Source organism: Desulfovibrio inopinatus DSM 10711 (assembly GCF_000429305.1).
Classification (GTDB): Bacteria; Desulfobacterota; Desulfovibrionia; order Desulfovibrionales; family Desulfovibrionaceae; genus Alteridesulfovibrio; species Alteridesulfovibrio inopinatus.
In genome coordinates this window covers 14,219-31,531 of sequence record NZ_KE386884.1, presented here as the reverse complement: position 1 = coordinate 31,531, position 17,313 = coordinate 14,219, and the positions used below count along the sequence as shown (strand labels likewise).

The window sequence follows — 17,313 nt, the reverse complement described above, 5'->3', positions numbered from 1 at the left end:
GCCGTATTAAATTTCAAAGCCCAGCTCTCGGGCAATGATGTTGAGCTCCTCTCTGGCCATTTCAAAATTATAGTCGTTGATGTGCTTTTCCAACAGCCGTGTCGCCTCGTTGAGTGCTGGCGATCCAGCAATGTTTTTTAGTGGTGTGATCAGCGCCTGAAGGCCTGCTTCCCCTTCCTCTATTCGTTGCGTCAATTCAATGATCAACAGTCCGAGTTCATCCGTGGACAATGTTTTGGTCTGATCGGTATGACCGTTTTCGTCGTATGCTTGTGTTTCGTCATCCTGGAGATAGAGGTCGAGACTGACAAAGACCTGGCGTAATGCGGCTGAAAGATTATCGACAAGAAGAGCAATCTGGTGTGTCTCATCGTGCTTTAGTGCCTCTTCCAGAAGCAAGGCATGTTTCTGGACGTCTTTGGCCCCAATGATTGACGCTCCCCCTTTGAGGGTATGAGCAAGGCGTTCGGCTGTGGTCATATCACCGATTCGCAAGAGTTGCTGAAGCTTTTCGATCGAATTGCGATGTTCGTACACAAATCGCGCCAAGATTTTCTGGTAAAGCGAGATGCTATTGTTGAGCTTGGACAGAGCAGGACCACTCTCTATTCCTTCAATGCGGGGCTCTACGTGTTGAACCGGAGGGATGTCTTGCGCATTGTCGACATGCAGAGGAGGCACTTCTTTATGGAGGTTGTTGATGAGTAATGTGTAGAGATCGTGGGGCTTGAAGGGCTTGGCAATATGGGCATTCATCCCTGCCTGTGAACACGTGCGTTGATCTCCGTGCATGGCATTGGCCGTCATGGCGATGATGGGCAATTCATCGGAAGTATAACGCTTTCGGATTTCTTGTGTGGCGGTGATACCGTCCATGATCGGCATATGCATGTCCATAAGGACAATATCGAAATGCTCTTTGGCGACGCAGTCCACGGCTTCTTGTCCGTTTCGGGCTGCATGAACCGATATGCCGACGTGTTCCAGCAATTCGCGAGCAACTTGGAGATTGACCTCGCTGTCTTCAACGAGGAGCAGCTTGGATCCTTGGAGCAAGTCAGAGACGTGCCCATTCGGAATGAGTGCAGCATGGATTTCCTGCTCGTTTTTACACTTTCCGAATCGAAGTGTTACGCTGAAAGTACTTCCCTTATCCACGACACTACTGGCTGTAAGATCCCCTTGCATCAAGTTCACCAAGCGTTTGCTGATCGCCAGCCCCAGGCCTGTGCCGCCGCGGGTTCGTGCTATGGCTGCGTTGGCTTGTTGAAATGGGTCAAAGATATGTCGAAGCTGGTCGGCGGTCATGCCGATGCCGGTATCGCGTACCACACACAGCAGGGTGACATCGGTCTCTGTTTCTTCAAGCAGTTCTATAGAGATGGACACAGAACCTTTATCGGTGAACTTGATGGCATTACTGGCCAAGTTCAGTAAAACTTGTTCAATGCGAAAAGCGTCCCCAAACAGACACGTGGGAATCGAAGAATCAACGGAAAATGAATACGTAAGTCCCTTTTCATCAGCCCGAACTCCGATAATGGAGTTCAAATTCTCGAAGGTGTTGCGGACATGGAAGTTGGTTTGTTCCAGTTCAATTTTGTCTACTTCAATCTTGGAGAAATCCAGAATGTCATTGAGCAATCGCAGCAGAGAATTGACGGCTCTGTCTATCTTCGTGAGATAGTTGTGTTGCTGTTCGGTTAAAGGGGTTTGCAAGGCGAGGTGTCCCAAACCAATGATAGCACTTAAGGGTGTACGAATTTCATGGCTCATTGTGGCCAGAAAGATACTTTTGGCTTGGTTGGCGTGTTCAGCTTCTTCTTTGGCCCACTCCAATTCCTGCAAGATGCGCTTGCGTTCTGTAATGTCTCGAACAATGGCGAGAATGGCGGGCGCTCCCTCATAATTTGTCAATCCGGAATTGATTTCCACTTCAATGCGAGAGCCGTCCGATCGTAATAAAATCGTTTCGTATTTGCCGATAGGGGCTCGTGTATCATCTCCGGCGTAATGGAAGCGAATATCGTGTCGTTCGGCCAATTCCTCACGTTTTTCCGGAGCTACAAAGTTCGTGAACTCCCTCTGTATCGCCTGGTGTCGTTCAATTTTCAACATGTTGAGGATCTGTGGGTTCACGTAGAGAATACGCCTGTCTCGAACAATGACAATGCCGTCATTGGCTCGTTCGCAGACGTTCCGGTAATTTCTTTCATTCACCGTGAGTTTCTCATTCGCCGCTGCAAGTTCCTGCGTCCGATCTATTACTTCGCGTTCGAGCTGTGAGGCGGTTTCTTGTTCGATTTCAAGCAATTTTAGTTGATCTTTCTCGCGTTGGGTGCGGATGGCGCCAGCCAGGGCATAGCACCCGAGCAGGATTTGAAGCAGTGCACCTGCTTGGACGCTATATTCAGCAATAACGTAGGGTTTGACCCATGCTTCATGGTAGGCAATACCTAAAAAGTTCCCCACCAACAGCGGAGGCCAACTCCATAAATAGATCAGTGCGGGCTTGAACCCTTCGCGGTATCGCTTTATGGCGGCGTACGGCAGGATACAAGCCGTGATCAATGAAATGAGTGGTATAGCATACAACTCATGTATGGGCCGCCAGGCACCCCTTGTTACATACGACGCAATATACAGAATGACACACAGCGCCATCATGCCGCGGACGATATGTGCGATATATTTATATCGTCTCAAGTTGAGAAAGTACCAGGAAAACAGCATGAGAAAGAACAGCGACTGCCAAATGAGCATTTCCTGCCAGAATAGTAAGCCCATGAACATGGGCAGAATTCCGATATCCATAGCTAAAAAGAGGCCATTGCTGAACACATAGAGGCTGAAGAAAAAGAAGATACACCGTTGGATGGAGAGAGCCATGGTCAATCCGACGAGGAAAACAAGCCCCAACGCTCCAAAATAAATCCCGAATATGAACATTTCAAAAAAGGCCATACGACGAAAACCATCGTATGAAATGATATCTAAATCCAGGATCAACGGTTTTTCTTGTCCGTGGATACGCAGTAGATAACTTCGGGTTCCCCCTGGTGGAGGAAGCGGAATTTGGAGCGTAGTAATTCTCCACTGGAGCATGTGGTGATCCGAGTTCCAGACTCTCCATTCCCCGCCCGAATCTTTATAATAGAGCTGCACCAGGCTGTGCTGTAGCCGTCCGACCAACAGTAACGCGGAAGAGTCATTCGGAGTTTGGTTTTGCAGGGTAAAGCGGAACCAAAAATTGCTTTCGTTGTACCCGAATTGATTGCGTAACAATGTGTTTGGCTTAAACCCCCGAAGAATGTCCGGATCATCCATGTCATGGACAGTCAGCCGATGACTTGGATCTATCAGCATATCAATGCCGGGTAAAAGAGAATGGGATTGCTGTCCAGGGCGGAAAACAGAGGTTTCCGCACTAACCGGGAGAGTTGGTAGGAGTATCCAGACTGTAAGAATTGTCAGCAGGAAAAGACGTTGTGTACGGCTTGGGTGAAACATTACGTGATTTCCATCGTCCATTCCGGTGGATTGGAATTACAGGGAGAAAGTCATTGTAGGTTTATAATTTAACAGCCTCTTTGACGAGAAGAAAGTCCATTGCCGGGAAAATTCCTACTTTTTCTTTTCGATATCGAGCGCTTCATACCATCTCAGCGCCTCCTGTTCGATACGCGTGATCCATGTTGCTTTGCAATCACTGTAGTCATGTGAATTCATGGGGTGGAGGTGTTGGCAGTGGTGTTTAACGTGATCGTACTCGTGGGCGATAACGGCATGAGCACGAAGATAGTCTCGGAAGGCGAGGTGCCGTGTGATTTCCGAGGAGCCGTTGGCAAAGCAATGGAGTTGAACGAGACGGTGACCCGTTGCGGGATCGGTTTTGGTGCAATAGCGACGACCGGGCAAGCCGAGTTCTCCCCACCAGGCATAGCCATCGGATTCGAGATTGTGTTGGCGGACATCAAGGGCGTCCAAAGTTGTCACTACCGGGATAAGGTCGATTACGGGTTTCGCATGGATGCCTGAAATTGACGTGGATCCGATATGATGGACTCGCACCAGGCACGGCCCCATGAGCGATTGGAGTTTCGCCTGTTCAGTCGTGGCATCATACGCCCATTGAGGATCGTGAGGGACGAGTTCTACTCTGATTGGTGGTGGCATTGAGAAAAGTTCCTGGTTGATTTGGTGATGTTTAATGCCGCGTGTTTTGGCATTGAATATGCTTATCCTATTCCGAGGGATTTTGGGAGGGAAGAATCTTCCCAGTACACATCAACCACATTTGGGATACTACCATGAGCCTGCTCGGAATTAATGGATACGGAAATTATCAGTTCACTGGTTTGACCACCGGGGAAAATAATACCGACGGGAGCAACCAGCAACGGCATTCCGTTTCGCAGTCTTCGCCACATAATAATCAAGGCTATGCGTCGGCCAATCAGACTACAGGTCTTTCAGCCTTGAGTCGGTTGAAAAATGTTTTGAACAGCGTTCCCCCGGACGATGATGGTCGCGTGACCCACTCCAGTATCAAAGAATACAAAGAGAGCCTGGAAGTGGCATTTCGCGGCACGGTCACGGAAGGATTGCTCAGTTTAGGGGTATCCGAAGATGTCGAATTTAGTCTGAAAACAGACCCGTCGACTGGGAAAATGAGCGTATATACTCAGGACGAGGACAAGGAAGTCATTGAAGCCTATTTTGCGGCCAATCCCGAGCTGGCAAGTCAGTTCGAGAAGATTCAGGTCCTTGCCGCTACCTTGAATCAAACGGAGACTAAGGTTTCCAGACCCCTGTTGCGTCAGGATCTGCAATTGCAGTTTTCCAGTTATTGGACGGAAAATGCCTCTGATTTGTCCGCGTCTGTGGAATCTTCCATTTATCAGTACAATTCGGGGATCTTTTCATCCCTGCGCGGATTGAACACCTTTGTATAATGGGGGAAACCCCACCCCCCCCATTATCCTTTCTCCCTTCCAGATCGAAGATCATACGACATGTGTCTTTCTCCTGAGAGACAGCCAGGGTATTCCTGTGCGTGGAGAAGAATCACGCCTCCATTGACCGTAATCTTGGTTTAATGTTTTGTGATTCATACGAATATTTCACTACATCGTGCTGATCAAGCACGAGCAGCATGCTCCCGTAAACAGGTTTGCGTCGGTAAGTCTACAGGCCGACATCATTGTTCACGAAGAAGCTCCTTTCGCTCGAAGAATACCGTTTTTATCGCTGCCACATTGAGCCCATATAATGCCAGAGGATGCACGAGGAATTCCGTGCCCGCATGGCAAGCTTACGCTATGTTTTTTTCGATAACCAATCGGTGATGGCTTGAACATGTGTTTGTGTATAACCAATTGTAAGTTATTGGTTATTAGATATGTTTTCTTATGACAAAATGATTATTTTACGATATGTCACTTTGAAGCAGCATATCGAGACTCTACTCAGTTCACATCATATACCTAAAGAATATGATTCCTCGTTTTGTGCTATAGATCACTTGGAGAAGTGCAATGTATTATCCAGCTATCCTCATAGAAGATGCCATTATGGGTGGCGTTATCGTCATTCTTCCCGACATGCCGGGACTCGTCACCACGGGTGATACCATGGACATTGCATTGGACAACGTCCAGGACGCCGTCGAACATTACTTACGCGATGCCGAGACAGCCCCGCACCCCTCGGATTTGGATGAAGTGAAACAAAATGAAGCTTTCCAAAAATACAACGGTGTCCCCGCCCTCGTCCACGTGGATTTGGGATTTTTGGAGGAGCGGAAGAGGTAGGAGGAAGGTTATGATCCTAAATCGTTCGGTGGAGGCGTATCGAGAAATTCCTGGAGATAGGCGTCGAAGTCATTTTCAAGGAGCGACGCGGCTTCCTCACGGGAAATATTGCGCTGGAGGCGAAGCCAGTTTGTGAGGGCGATGATGAAGTTATATTTATGTGCTTCAGGAAGTTTTTGAAAGAAGGGGAGGGAGAGGGATCGTGTCAGGCCGATGTAGAAGGCGAAAATATTGTTGTTCGTGTCAAAGATACCGGCGTTGGTGCTCGGGGGCAGGAAATCGATGACATGTTCGATACGTTTCGCCAACTTGGGAATACGCTGACGGATAAGCCAAAAGGCTCGGGGCTGGGACTCCCGATCTGCAAAGGAATTGTTGAGTACCACGGTGGGGGAGATATGGTGTGAGTCCTTTCCCGGAGGAGGGAGTATCTTTGCATTCAGCATTCCTTGTGTTCGTGGTTCATCATCACTTCAATAGATTCTCCATCCTATTTTTTTGTCATTTGGGGGATTACTCCTGCGGAGTATCATCATGGGATATCTAGAGGGAGCAATCCCGAAAGCAATCTTGGCGTACTTTCTGACTACTTAATGACGTACGGCAGCAAAAAGGGCATCGATTTCGACTCTTCTTGAGCTCCATTAGGCAGTACCACATTCCCTGCTCCGTCCGGAGGAGCCCAGTGGGCGCCGCCAGAGGGCATAGTGGTGACTTTTCCCCAAGGGTGGCCAGGAGGAGGGGTGATGGTGCAGTGTCGCACCTGGTTGTTCTGGCTGTATCCTCCGTGGAAGTTGACGTCGGTTTCTATCGTGCAGTTTTTCACCACATTGCCCGATGCACCCCATTGGAAGGCAAGGTGACGTATGTTGGCGATGCGGGAATTTTCCAGCACGTTGTCATAGGCTCGTGCAAAGCGGACATAACCGTTACCGTCTTTCCCCTTGTTCCATGATCCGTCGATGGTAAGATGATCCGCCGTGATGTCGCGGCTGTTTTCAAAGACCAAAGCATGACTGCCTGCTGCGAGAATGGCAACATCGTCAATCCGGCATTGGGTTGCCCAGTCGAAACGTATTGCATCCACTTCGTATTCGGGAAAGCTGTTTTCATATACGCCCATAACGTCCGATATGGTGTGCCCCGGCACCGCTTGTTCGATGGTGAATCCGGAGAGACTGACATCGGACACAAGACGTGTTGCCCGAACTTCCGTTCCCGGTGGAAAAGCTTCAGGAAGGCCTTGCTTCAAGACAATATAGCCTTGGCCAGTCGATATGACATCTGCAATGAATTGTCTGATCCACGGTTTGGCCTGGCGCCAGTTTGTATCACCGATTGAATCGAAAAATGCGTCGTCATTAGGCGCACCGAGCCAGACATAGCGACTGTCTTTCGGCCAATTATCGATGCCGACGACGGTATCGCCTGTGTTGGCGGCTCCTTCCATATGCCCGACTACCGGACCTTTATGCCCGCCGACCTGAATAGCGGCCGCGGCTTGCGCGGTGGTAAGGTGGGAAATAAGCCGCGTTTTTTGGGTTCCGGCACCTTGGATATGCACATGATCTTTGTTTACGATAAGGGGTTCGTCCAGGATTATCCCCCCAGACGGAAGGGTAATGGACAGCGTTTTGCCCTCTGGAAGCGAGGCGATGGCCGCGTTGATCCGTTGGATACTGTCAGTCGTAATGGAAACGGTGTCGTCCTGGCCTTGAGGGGCGCTTGTGTCTGCTGAAGCGAGGCGTTCCGGCCAGAAAAAAGAGCGGTAAGACTCCAGCTCCGACATTGTGGGCAGCATGAACGCACCGGAAATAATGCCACACAAAATGATAAGGCTTCCGAGATTGAAGGAGAGCATTGTCAATCGGACAAAACCACGCGCAAACCCATCGCCGACGTTCTGTACTTGGATACGTTGTGTTTTTTCTTGCTCCGCCGTTTCGTTGGTGTCCGTGGAGTTGTCTTTATCCCATGTTTGTTTCGACAGACTGTGCATGCAGAATATTTTGACGAGCGAACCGACCCACTGATTATATAATGTCAACGGGATGTGGAGAATGGTCATAGGCATCCCTTCGATGACATAAAACCACATAAGCACGAGCCGGGTAAGAATTATCCATGACGCATAGAAGGCGAGATAAAACCAGGAATCGAAAATACTGAGTAACAGGACGGAAATGGGACCGACAAGCGGCGTAAAGGTGGAGAATCGTTGGTCGAGAATGCACCACCAGATAAAAAAGCCCATGGGTTTTGGGCCAAGGCGAATAGCACGCCAATTGTTGCGCAGCATATTGCCATACCAGCGTTGCATGAGCGACATGCTTGTCTTGATGAAATGCGTTTGTCGCGTTTCCAATGCCACGGCTTTGGCGTCTGGAATGTAGAGCATCTCCATGCCGTTCTTGAGCAGGTAATACCAGGTGGATTTGTCGTCGCCCATGAGAAAGCGGAATCGACCGAAAAGCCAGTGATCGAGATAGTCGGCTTCGAGAAACCGAATGAACTCCTCATCCACAACGACATCGGCTCGGTAAAGCGAAAAACGACCGGTTACCGTCAACACTCGTCGAGACAGGCTGTGAGAATGAAAGATATGATTCCGCTGGGCGAATTTGGCGGTGTACCAATCGTTGAAGATGCTGGAGGTATCCGCGGTCTGTCCGACGTTGTCGGTGGTCAATGCACCAACTTTGGGGTTAGAGCGGAAGTAGGGGAGTGTTTTTTGAAAAATCCCCGGTTGCACCAATGTATCCCCGTCCATGAATACGACGACATCATTTTCGGCATCCGGATGCCAGGACATGAGCGTATTGTAGTCTCGAGCTATGGCGCGCAAGGCATGTCCCATGGCAACGCGTTTTCCTTCGGACTGATGCATGAAAACCGTTTCAATCTCCTCATCAATGTCCGCGTGTCTGATGACGTTGCTAATGAACTGCACTTCCTCGTCTGACCCGACCGATGCGTAAATATGAACCTGACTTGGGATGGTACGGGCTTCACGGATGAGTGCTGTAAAGACTTTTCGGCTCACTTCAGGCTCTTCCTGATAGGACGGCACCATGATGTAGAGACGTTTGGGATATGGATTTTCCACGGCCATGGCTTCGTCTCGAAGTCGTGGGAACATCCGGCGGCGATAGATCCAATGCCGGATGAAATGCAATATCTGCCAGGAATAGCGCCACAAGCCGAAGAGACTCATGGAGACAAGCGCCTGAGTTTTGAGGTTCCAGGCTCGTACGGGAAGTGCCGCGACAATGGCCCAGGCCAGGAGCACATAGAACACGGTGGCTGGCAAGGACGCCCACGCGGCGCGAACACCGGATGGGCGTGAAAATGATGGGGAGGTGTTAGAAGTCGTCATATCGTAATTAGAGCAATGATTTCAGTGATTGCAACCACGGAGTGTCGATGCTGACGGTTGCACCGATGCCGGGTTCTATGCCTTTGGGAACGTAGACCAGCATGATTTTAGCAGGAACTTCACTCAGACTGATTTCCTGGTCTTGCGATACGGCATCACGTATCCCCAGAGCCTGGTGTCCCAGAGCCTGCACAATCCCCGGTGCGTATTCGTTAATCGATGGGAAGTAGACCGTGGCGTTGGCCCCGGGCGCCAAGCGCTGGGCCTCTTCAAACGTGAATCGCGCCAGAACCCACGGCCGGACATCCATGGCATGAATTGCCATGACGCTTTCTCCGGCGCGCAGATACGTTCCGGGTTGACGTTTGACCGTATACACCGTGCCGTCCACCGTGCTGACAATTCGTGTCTTTTCAAGCTGGGACAAAGCTTGGGAGAGTTCCAGCTCCTTTTGCGCAACGACTTGTTTCTGCACTTTGACCTGCGCCTCAATTTCCTGCGCGTGGCCGTGCGCTTTCCCGTCAGACAGATATTTCCCATTGTCGGTACTGACGATGTTTTCGTTGGCAAGTCGCAGTTGTGCCCTTAAAGCCTCACGCTGTGCTTTGAGGGAGAGCAATTCCTTGCGTCGTTGATCCCAGTAGGATTTGCTGACGGCGCCATCTGAGAGCAGCATCTGTGCCCGATCGTATTCTTTTTGAGCCGCGTCAATTTGAGCACTGACACCATCGATGTCGGATTGATAGCGTTCGGAATCGCTTTGGGCTGCTTTACGATAGATATCCATGGATTTTTGTTCTTCCTGGAAATCGACCTTCAGGGATTTAAGTTTCTTTTTTTCAACGGCGATGATCTGTTTAAAATTCTCAATCTGTCGCAGCATGTCACGATCGTCTAATGTGAATAACAGATCGCCCTTGTGAATGGTTTGATTGTCCTTGACGTCAACCGAGGTAAGGTAGCCGGAGATTTCCGGTGCGATATCAATGAGTCCTCCAGAGATGACGGCTCGCGTGCTGCGCACTTTGGAGAAGTTATTGTACAGAATGAAGCCAATGAGCAGGACCGCCAGAAGAATAAGCGGTACCAACAGAAACATTCTTCCCCAAAAACGATGTTTGAATTGTTGGCGTTCTGAAAAGTTCAGTGGTGTTTCTGTAATAACGGGGGACACGGCTGTTTCTGCGCTGACAATCACCCCTTCCACGTCATCAAGTGTTCCTTCGATGCTTGCTTGCACATATTTAGACAAGATGGATTTCGTTTGCTTTGGCAGTTCTTTGAATGCAAAGCCGGCACTTTCATCTTCTTGTCGTCGCAATTCAGCGTCTGCTCGAAATGAAACATTCATATGTTGCAGGGGGAGGATGAATGCGACCTGTCCGTCCCATCCCGGAGGGAGTGTTCCTTTGGGGACACTCGCCTTAAATCCTTGCAATGACCAATCATAGACCGTGTATATTTGATCCTCGATCTCAACAGTGGCAGGTAAGGGGATTCGGTATGATTTGCGTACAGAATTGTTTTCCATTCGTATTGGCATGATGCTTCACTTCTTATGGATAAGAGTACAGTTTACGTCGTTAACTTACCGGGAATATGTGCTACTAACAAATTATTATTCTTATTCTAGTGGCAGAAGATACCATATCATGAGTATATCCTGAAATACAGAGAAAGAATATGTTTACGTCAAACGCGAGGAGAATCATCTCCCCATACCTTGCAGAGAAAAACAGGTGCTCACAATTCATTGTCGGAGATTGTGAAGGGTAGGGGACAGTAGCACGCCCTAAAGTTTTCAAAGAAGCGTCATGGGACGATACGAGTGTCCTGAAATCCCTTACGTGGCACCCAAAGAGTGAAGCAATTAAATATTCTTAATATAATGCTTTTATTTGACTGCATACGGAGTAATACACAAAATTAATTTTATATAACGCTACATTACATCTTGAAATACAATGCAACCGCCTTCTTTTCTTAACTAAGAATATAATCAAAAAAAATTTTGTTTGTCAAAGAAAATGGATAATTTTTTGTGAATATGTTTGTCCTGCTCTACGTGATGCGTGATGAAAATGTCCCTCTATGATGATAAAACCATAAGTTTTTCATGCGTTAGTTGTAAATGTACTCAGATTATAAATAATTAATGTGTTATGTTGTGTTTATATCATTGATCCATGATGTATTTATTATTCGTGAGAGTGTATTCTTGTATGAAGTTGTTTTATGTTGTGTTTGTATGGAATGGTTGTATTGTTTTTAAAATGTACATCTATTGAATATAAGATTGTTTTCTTGTGGATGACAATGGAATTCTCGACTTGTAGTGTCCGATCTATTTAATTTGGCAAATTGTTGACTGCGCCCGTCTATATTTTCGCGACACCGCGCTATTGAGTTTTTGACTTTACAATTGACAGCGTGCGTAAATACGGCAGCAAGGGGTAAACCGGACGTTTTTTGTATGAAATGCTCTTCGATGCTTTATTTCTTTTGATATGTATTGAACAGATTGATTCTGTCTGCTTTCCATAATCAGTGCTTTCCGTTTCGTAGTTCTTGAAGAAATAATGGTGATTTTGTCGTATATCCATCGTGAAACAATGGGGTCCTAACAAAGGACTTCGGAGACGTCAGCCTGATGAAGTCACCATGGGGACGTGAGATATGGTCATCATAAACATTGATGTCAACACCTCAATGTTCGACGACGATCCATCTTTGTATGGTGGGGGTCGGCATATCTATAAAACCAAAGACGTTGTCCATATTGGAATCACAGACGGATTCAGGATCTTGTCCAATTTCATGCCAAGCATCCTCAAGAGAGTCCCCTTGACCTGGCAAAAAGAGCATAAAGAGATTCCTTTGGAAGAACATGCTTTTCCGTTTTTCACCCAGAAAATATATGTGCGGAAGTCTGGTCTTCTATCCGCGCGCGAGCCTCTCCAGCAGACTCGCGCGCGGAGCGTATTTATCTCGGATTATCAACTTGCACATAGACCGTCGTGCCGCTGTCCTGGTATTCGCGGTAGTAGAGCCCATTGATGACGTGATATGTCACCCCGGCAACAATCGCCGTGGTTGCGGCGGCGCCAAGTGTCCACAAGAAGGGGCGGCCGTACCACCATGGTGACGGTCCTGTTCCCCACCAAGCGCCGGTTGTCCATGGTCCACGCCCAACAGGAACGGGGACATACGCTGGGCGCGCTGGAAGTGGCCGACCGGGACCATAATAGGGCGGTCTCACTGCTGGGCCACCTGGTCTGACAACAGGGGCTCCAGGCCGGGGCCCTGGTGGACGATGCGCAGGGGGACGTCCCGGCTTGGGACCTGGCATGGGCCGTACAGGGGCACCAGGTCGTCCGGGTTTCGGTCCAGGTCTTCCGGGTTTCGGTCCGGGCCGCACGTGGCCACGGGCCGGAATTCCAGGTCTTCCGGGTTTGGGGCCAGGTCGCGGGCCTGGTGCTGGGCGCATATGGCCACGAGCAGGCCTCCCGCCGCCGGGGCGACCTCGGCGTGGGGCACCCGCACGGGCTCGGTGCGGACCGCCGCCACGATGCCCACCACGAGGTTGGGCGTAAGCCAGCTCCACTGTTTCTCCGTTGTCTATGGGCAGTATTGGAAATTCACACACCAAGCTCAGTGTAATGCAAACAAATAATACCGAGCGCCAGGGGCGTCTCCACTTGCTTATGCACATGGCTTCCCCCTGTTTAGTTGGCGTCTGTGACATCTGCGTCGCTCAGAACCACGCCTGGCGTCGCGCCCTCGGGTGGGGTGAAATCGAACTCCTTGTCATCAAACTTTGGCGACAGCTCCCATTTGGACATGATCAGCATATACTGCGGGTTGCCGTGCAGTGTTTTGTCGGTAATGACGATGCGATGGGGCAGAGGGGTTTTGCCCTTCTCGATCCATACTTGCCAGTCGACTTCCAATTGTCGGAAGGCCACATGCTGGCATGTTTTGCCGTCACACTCCACTTCGCCCAGGTCGTACCCGGCGACAACATTCGGGAATACCGCCTTAAAAGGGTTACTCGTCAGAAGGTCGGATGTCGGGACGTTGACGTTGAAATTTTCCAACATGAAGTCCAAGGTTGCATCGATGCCGGCAGGGACTTTGATCTCTTGGTACTGGTTTGTTTCTCGGTCGAGTACGACGAGCTTTTCGCCTTTGAGCACGGTAAGACGGTCGGCGTTATCGCCTTTCACGTCGGAACGCAGTTCGTCCGGTCGTTTCAAGCTCACCGTTGCGGTTTTATGATATTGCACCTTCTGACCGTTGGGGTAGACTTCATCCTCATATACCTCTTCTTGAACGATAAATCCTTTTTGTGCGGCTAAGAAGTCGCACATCGAACGCAGTATCTTTTCTGCTTGCGCATCGATTTCTTTGTTATCTTTATCTTTGTCTTTCGCTAAGGCTGTTCCGCTCATCAGCAGACTTAGAAAACATACCATTACAGTTACTATTCGTATTGCTTTGTCACGCATTCGATCCTCCAAGAATTTTTTTATTTCTCTATGATGGAGGTAAGCTAGGGAGACATATTTGGTCAATACACTTATGAACGAGAGAGTATAGTATGCACGGTGAGCATCAAAAGTGTGTCGCCATTGCTGTATTTGATTGACCATGAATAGAGTAAAAGAGCCTTAAATAGAGATATGATTTCAGGAGGCTACAGACAAAAGTGGCGACTGTCCGGTAGAGGTGCTGTATGATGAGTCTGTTCGGTCATTATTTCTGGCCGTAAATTGGTGGATACGGTATGGAGAGCGGAGGCTTGAGCATGTGCATAGATTGGTTGAATGAAAACAACTGGAGAACGTTGTGGACAAAAAAGAGTTCATGAGCAGAGCTATGGAAGCCGCACTCCGCATTTCTTTAGTCGCCGTCATTATCATGAGTTGTTTGATGATCATCAAGCCGTTTGTTCCCATCGTTCTGTGGGCTATCATTATTGCCGTGTCCGTACGCCCTTCACAGGAGCGATTGGCCCGCGTTCTTGGTGGACGATTCGGTCTTTCCGCCGTACTTTTTACTTTTGCGGGGTTGGCCCTGATTATTGTTCCGACAGTACTGTTTGCAGATTCCGTGTTGAACGGCGCCTCCAGTCTCATCAGCACCGTGGAAAACAATGCCTTGCAGCTTCCCCCACCGCCTGCATGGTTCGATAATATTCCTTTTCTCGGCAGTTCGATAACGTCCACGTGGAATATGCTCAGCACAGACTTGATCAAGGCGCTTCAACAATTTGGGCCGCAAGTGAAAGATGTCGCTTCCTGGTTGGTTTCAGTTTCGGCCGGACTCGGATTTGCCGTCTTCCAGTTTGTGGCCTCGGTGATTATCGCAGGGCTGTTTCTGCGATCATCGGAAAGTGGTGCGGCCCTGACAAAACAATTGTTTACAAAATTTTCCGGCAAACACGGCGAGGAATACGCGATCATGGCGATTGCCACCATTCGAAGTGTGGCTATGGGCGTTGTGGGTGTTGCGGTGATTCAGGCCTTTTTGGCAGGTATCGGCATGTTGGTCGCGGGCTTCCCGCATGCCGGACTTTGGGCGCTGATCATCATGGTCGTGGCCATTATGCAGATCCCCGTCCTTCCCGTCACGCTGCTGCTGGTGGCGTACGGTTTCAAAATCTTTTCCACCACGGGAGCCATCGTGTTTCTCATATGGTTCCTCATTGTCGGACTGAGCGATAACGTGTTGCGACCCATATTCTTCGGACGAGGCGTCGACATCCCCATGCTTGTCATCCTCCTCGGCGCCATCGGCGGCATGCTGCTCATGGGCCTCATCGGCCTGTTTCTCGGGGCTATTATTATGTCTCTTGGTTACAAATTGTTCCAGGCTTGGCTCTACGAGGAAGAAGAAATGCATGGCTCGTGAATGGTTTGTTGGAGGTATGCTCCTGCTGCAAAATTGTGAAGACTTCTCTGAGGGTAACGCTGTACAGTCTGTAGTTTAAAATTTAAAAAAAACACCAGAGACGAACGCCCAGTCTCACCACCTTACCTTTTTCCCAAATGGCTTTCTCGATCTGGATTTATAGAGTGTTGCCTTATGATTTCGAGCACTCATCCCCAGGGAGCTGTTTCCGACCGCCTCTCCTTGGAAATTGATACTGGTAATTGAATAATCGCTGGGGTTTTCGGAAAGTTTGTTGAATTTAGAGTTGGGATTGTATCTTCTCAGCACCGATTTTGTATCTCTCACTGCTTGGGCGAGTTGTTGTCGAGAAATAGAAAAGCCAAAGCTTTTGAATCCTCGCCAGGTTTTGTCTTGTGGTCCATAACTCTTTTTCGTTTTTGAAGAGTACTTCCCCATACGCCCAATTGCTCCATGAATAATGGGAGTTCCCGTTCCTATATCACGAGCCTGGACCCAGTCTCCTTGTTTTTTTATTTCGTTTTTTCGAGAATCAAAGACATTGATACAGTACCAAAGAGGAAGTCGGTTGCGATTATCTTTTAAGTCAAGGCATACGCCTGTATATGCAATACCGGTCGCATAAGGAACCTGGAGTTCATAGGAAAACTCAAACACATCAAAGTTCTTAAATAATCTATAATTGGGGGGAAAAATATATTCTGATGATGCATTAATTAAATTTCCAGATCGATCCTTTGGGTTGATGAAAAAACCAATCGCATTTCCTTCTGCTTGTATTGTAGACGGGACACAAGACGAATCATGACACAAATTGGTGCTTATTTGTGTTTTTTGATTCAATTGACTCGGCTTAAAACCGGTATATCGGCTGATATCTCTATTAAAACTTTGGAGTTTATGATTTGTGTTCCATATTGTGAAATTAAATTGTTTTTGTTTTTTATCATTTGGATAGTTTCTGTTTTGAAACGTTACGGTTTTGACATTTGTAATGTCTTGAAGCTTGAAAAGCGTGGTGCTGAATGCATCGGAAGCAAGCGGAAAAGGCTCTTGCGCTTGATCTGTATACGCAACATAAGGGCATAGGTTGAGGAATAGAGAGAGAAGAAAACCTCCAAGCAATACACGTAACACGGGCTCACCTCCATATTATAGCCAACCATGGCCCAAATTTTCCTTTTTACAAGAACATCCACTGATAACGTAATAGAGATTGATGTTATCTCTTTTGACCTGGACAAACAAGGATAGACGCAATCTCATTTCGTCGAATCGTAAGTCGGAGGTTTCACGGTGGATTGGTTCAAGAAGGGGCCGCACGTTGTTTCGTTCGCCGTTTTGTTTTGAGGTTATCAGACAAATACGGTTGGGAATGAACACCAGACGACACATTTGACAACGACCGTGCTGTCCTCTATTATTACACAAATAAATAGCTAACTACATATATGAGTAGACCATGTCTCCGTCAATACTTTCTCGCGCGTTACTCGTGATGGATGAAATCAGTAAAAGTCCACAAGGGCTTCGGTTTTCCGAGGTACAGCGTCTGCTCGGGAATCCGAGTCCGACGACGGTCAACAAGATTTTGAAAGAGCTGATGCAGCACGAGGTGCTCTGTAAAAATCACGATGGGCGCTATGTGATTGGCATGAAAGCGTATTTTTGGGGGAAGACCGTCGCTGCCAAACATGGTCCCATGTACTTGATTCGGCAGTGCATGGCTGAATTGCAAGAACGATTTGCAGCCTCGGTGAATCTCTTTATCTGTTCTGGGGAGTTTATGTTGTGTCTCGAAAGCATATCCTCGCCACAATCTCCCTCATTATGGCCTGCTGGAAAAAGTGTTCCTCTGCAACTTCCTGTCATTGGATCACTCTTTTTCTTTCAGCATGACGTGCTCACAGACGAAACCTTTGTACAGTCAGAATGTGAACAACATCATGCCAATTTGAATGCAGCAGATGTGCTTGCAATGATCCATCAAGCTCTGGAAGCAGGCATCCAGATCGATGCAGGACTGTTCTACTCCGGCGTGTACAGAATGGCTGTTCCTCTTCTGGAGCACGACCGTGTCACCATGGTTCTTGGGTTGGGTATTCTTGAAGCTCGTGTCGCTGGAACGACACTTGTTGACCAGATTGTGAGCGCCATGCTTGAAATGAAACAACGTATTGAACGTTATATGTCGATGCAAAACTGAAGAGA

The 17,313-nt window shown here is 48.4% G+C and carries 12 protein-coding genes; 4 read left to right on the top strand and 8 right to left on the bottom strand.

The genetic code is table 11. The features are described from left to right. Positions 1-6: 6 nt before the first annotated feature. Together G451_RS33480 and G451_RS0126420 are read right to left on the bottom strand one after the other, a co-directional pair. Positions 7-3,510, bottom strand: coding sequence for an ATP-binding protein (locus tag G451_RS33480; RefSeq protein ID WP_051261947.1), 3,504 nt, complete (start codon positions 3,508-3,510; stop codon positions 7-9). A gap of 114 nt (positions 3,511-3,624) precedes the next feature. Then, a complete protein-coding gene (locus G451_RS0126420) occupies positions 3,625-4,176 on the bottom strand; it encodes a GrpB family protein (protein ID WP_027186585.1) in 552 nt (183 codons plus the stop codon). Between the two features lie 134 nt (positions 4,177-4,310). Between G451_RS0126420 and G451_RS0126415 the strand changes: the two genes are divergently transcribed. Together G451_RS0126415 and G451_RS31945 are read left to right on the top strand one after the other, a co-directional pair. After that, a complete protein-coding gene (locus G451_RS0126415) occupies positions 4,311-4,955 on the top strand; it encodes a hypothetical protein (protein ID WP_027186584.1) in 645 nt (214 codons plus the stop codon). A gap of 582 nt (positions 4,956-5,537) precedes the next feature. Continuing rightward, positions 5,538-5,813 (top strand): type II toxin-antitoxin system HicB family antitoxin, encoded by a 276-nt coding sequence (locus G451_RS31945; protein ID WP_051261946.1) that lies wholly within the window; start codon positions 5,538-5,540, stop codon positions 5,811-5,813. An 8-nt stretch (positions 5,814-5,821) separates the two neighbouring features. On the opposite strand, the gene G451_RS35150 is transcribed toward G451_RS31945, so the two are convergent. The 5 genes from G451_RS35150 to G451_RS31935 all read right to left on the bottom strand — a co-directional run bounded on the left by G451_RS35150 (position 5,822) and on the right by G451_RS31935 (position 13,697). Beyond that, positions 5,822-6,259 carry a hypothetical protein gene (locus tag G451_RS35150; protein WP_027186583.1) on the bottom strand — a complete coding sequence of 146 codons (438 nt, stop codon included), beginning with the start codon at positions 6,257-6,259 and terminating at the stop codon, positions 5,822-5,824. A 140-nt stretch (positions 6,260-6,399) separates the two neighbouring features. Next, the gene (locus G451_RS0126400) at positions 6,400-9,189 is read right to left on the bottom strand and encodes a glycosyltransferase (protein WP_027186582.1); all 2,790 of its coding nucleotides are present in this window, start codon (positions 9,187-9,189) and stop codon (positions 6,400-6,402) included. A gap of 7 nt (positions 9,190-9,196) precedes the next feature. Then, a complete protein-coding gene (locus tag G451_RS0126395) occupies positions 9,197-10,732 on the bottom strand; it encodes a biotin/lipoyl-binding protein (RefSeq protein WP_027186581.1) in 1,536 nt (511 codons plus the stop codon). A gap of 1,440 nt (positions 10,733-12,172) precedes the next feature. Then, on the bottom strand, positions 12,173-12,901 hold the full coding sequence (locus G451_RS34890; RefSeq protein ID WP_156921837.1) for a hypothetical protein: 729 nt from the start codon (positions 12,899-12,901) through the stop codon (positions 12,173-12,175). A 13-nt stretch (positions 12,902-12,914) separates the two neighbouring features. Next, positions 12,915-13,697, bottom strand: a complete 783-nt coding sequence (locus G451_RS31935; protein ID WP_051261944.1) for a DUF2092 domain-containing protein — start codon at positions 13,695-13,697, stop codon at positions 12,915-12,917. A gap of 340 nt (positions 13,698-14,037) precedes the next feature. On the opposite strand from G451_RS31935, the gene G451_RS0126370 reads away from it, so the two are divergent. Further along, a complete protein-coding gene (locus G451_RS0126370; RefSeq protein ID WP_084448822.1) occupies positions 14,038-15,102 on the top strand; it encodes an AI-2E family transporter in 1,065 nt (354 codons plus the stop codon). A gap of 114 nt (positions 15,103-15,216) precedes the next feature. Here the strand turns inward: G451_RS0126370 and G451_RS0126365 are convergent, their stop codons facing one another. Further along, positions 15,217-16,239 carry a hypothetical protein gene (locus G451_RS0126365; RefSeq protein ID WP_027186578.1) on the bottom strand — a complete coding sequence of 341 codons (1,023 nt, stop codon included), beginning with the start codon at positions 16,237-16,239 and terminating at the stop codon, positions 15,217-15,219. A 325-nt stretch (positions 16,240-16,564) separates the two neighbouring features. Here G451_RS0126365 and G451_RS0126360 point away from each other — a divergent pair, with 325 nt between their 5' ends. Further along, complete coding sequence (locus G451_RS0126360; RefSeq protein ID WP_027186577.1) at positions 16,565-17,308, top strand: IclR family transcriptional regulator; 744 nt, start codon at positions 16,565-16,567, stop codon at positions 17,306-17,308. Positions 17,309-17,313: the final 5 nt, after the last annotated feature.

Excerpts from the sequence above, each read along its gene's own strand:
- G451_RS0126400 (WP_027186582.1), bottom strand. The coding sequence starts at position 9,189 with ATGACGACTTCTAACACCTCCCCATCATTTTCACGCCCATCCGGTGTT.
- G451_RS34890 (WP_156921837.1), bottom strand. The coding sequence starts at position 12,901 with ATGTGCATAAGCAAGTGGAGACGCCCCTGGCGCTCGGTATTATTTGTT.
- G451_RS0126415 (WP_027186584.1), top strand. The coding sequence starts at position 4,311 with ATGAGCCTGCTCGGAATTAATGGATACGGAAATTATCAGTTCACTGGT.
- G451_RS31945 (WP_051261946.1), top strand. The coding sequence starts at position 5,538 with ATGTATTATCCAGCTATCCTCATAGAAGATGCCATTATGGGTGGCGTT.
- G451_RS0126395 (WP_027186581.1), bottom strand. The coding sequence starts at position 10,732 with ATGCCAATACGAATGGAAAACAATTCTGTACGCAAATCATACCGAATC.
- G451_RS0126360 (WP_027186577.1), top strand. The coding sequence starts at position 16,565 with ATGTCTCCGTCAATACTTTCTCGCGCGTTACTCGTGATGGATGAAATC.
- G451_RS0126420 (WP_027186585.1), bottom strand. The coding sequence starts at position 4,176 with ATGCCACCACCAATCAGAGTAGAACTCGTCCCTCACGATCCTCAATGG.
- G451_RS31935 (WP_051261944.1), bottom strand. The coding sequence starts at position 13,697 with ATGCGTGACAAAGCAATACGAATAGTAACTGTAATGGTATGTTTTCTA.
- G451_RS33480 (WP_051261947.1), bottom strand. The coding sequence starts at position 3,510 with ATGTTTCACCCAAGCCGTACACAACGTCTTTTCCTGCTGACAATTCTT.
- G451_RS35150 (WP_027186583.1), bottom strand. The coding sequence starts at position 6,259 with ATGCTGAATGCAAAGATACTCCCTCCTCCGGGAAAGGACTCACACCAT.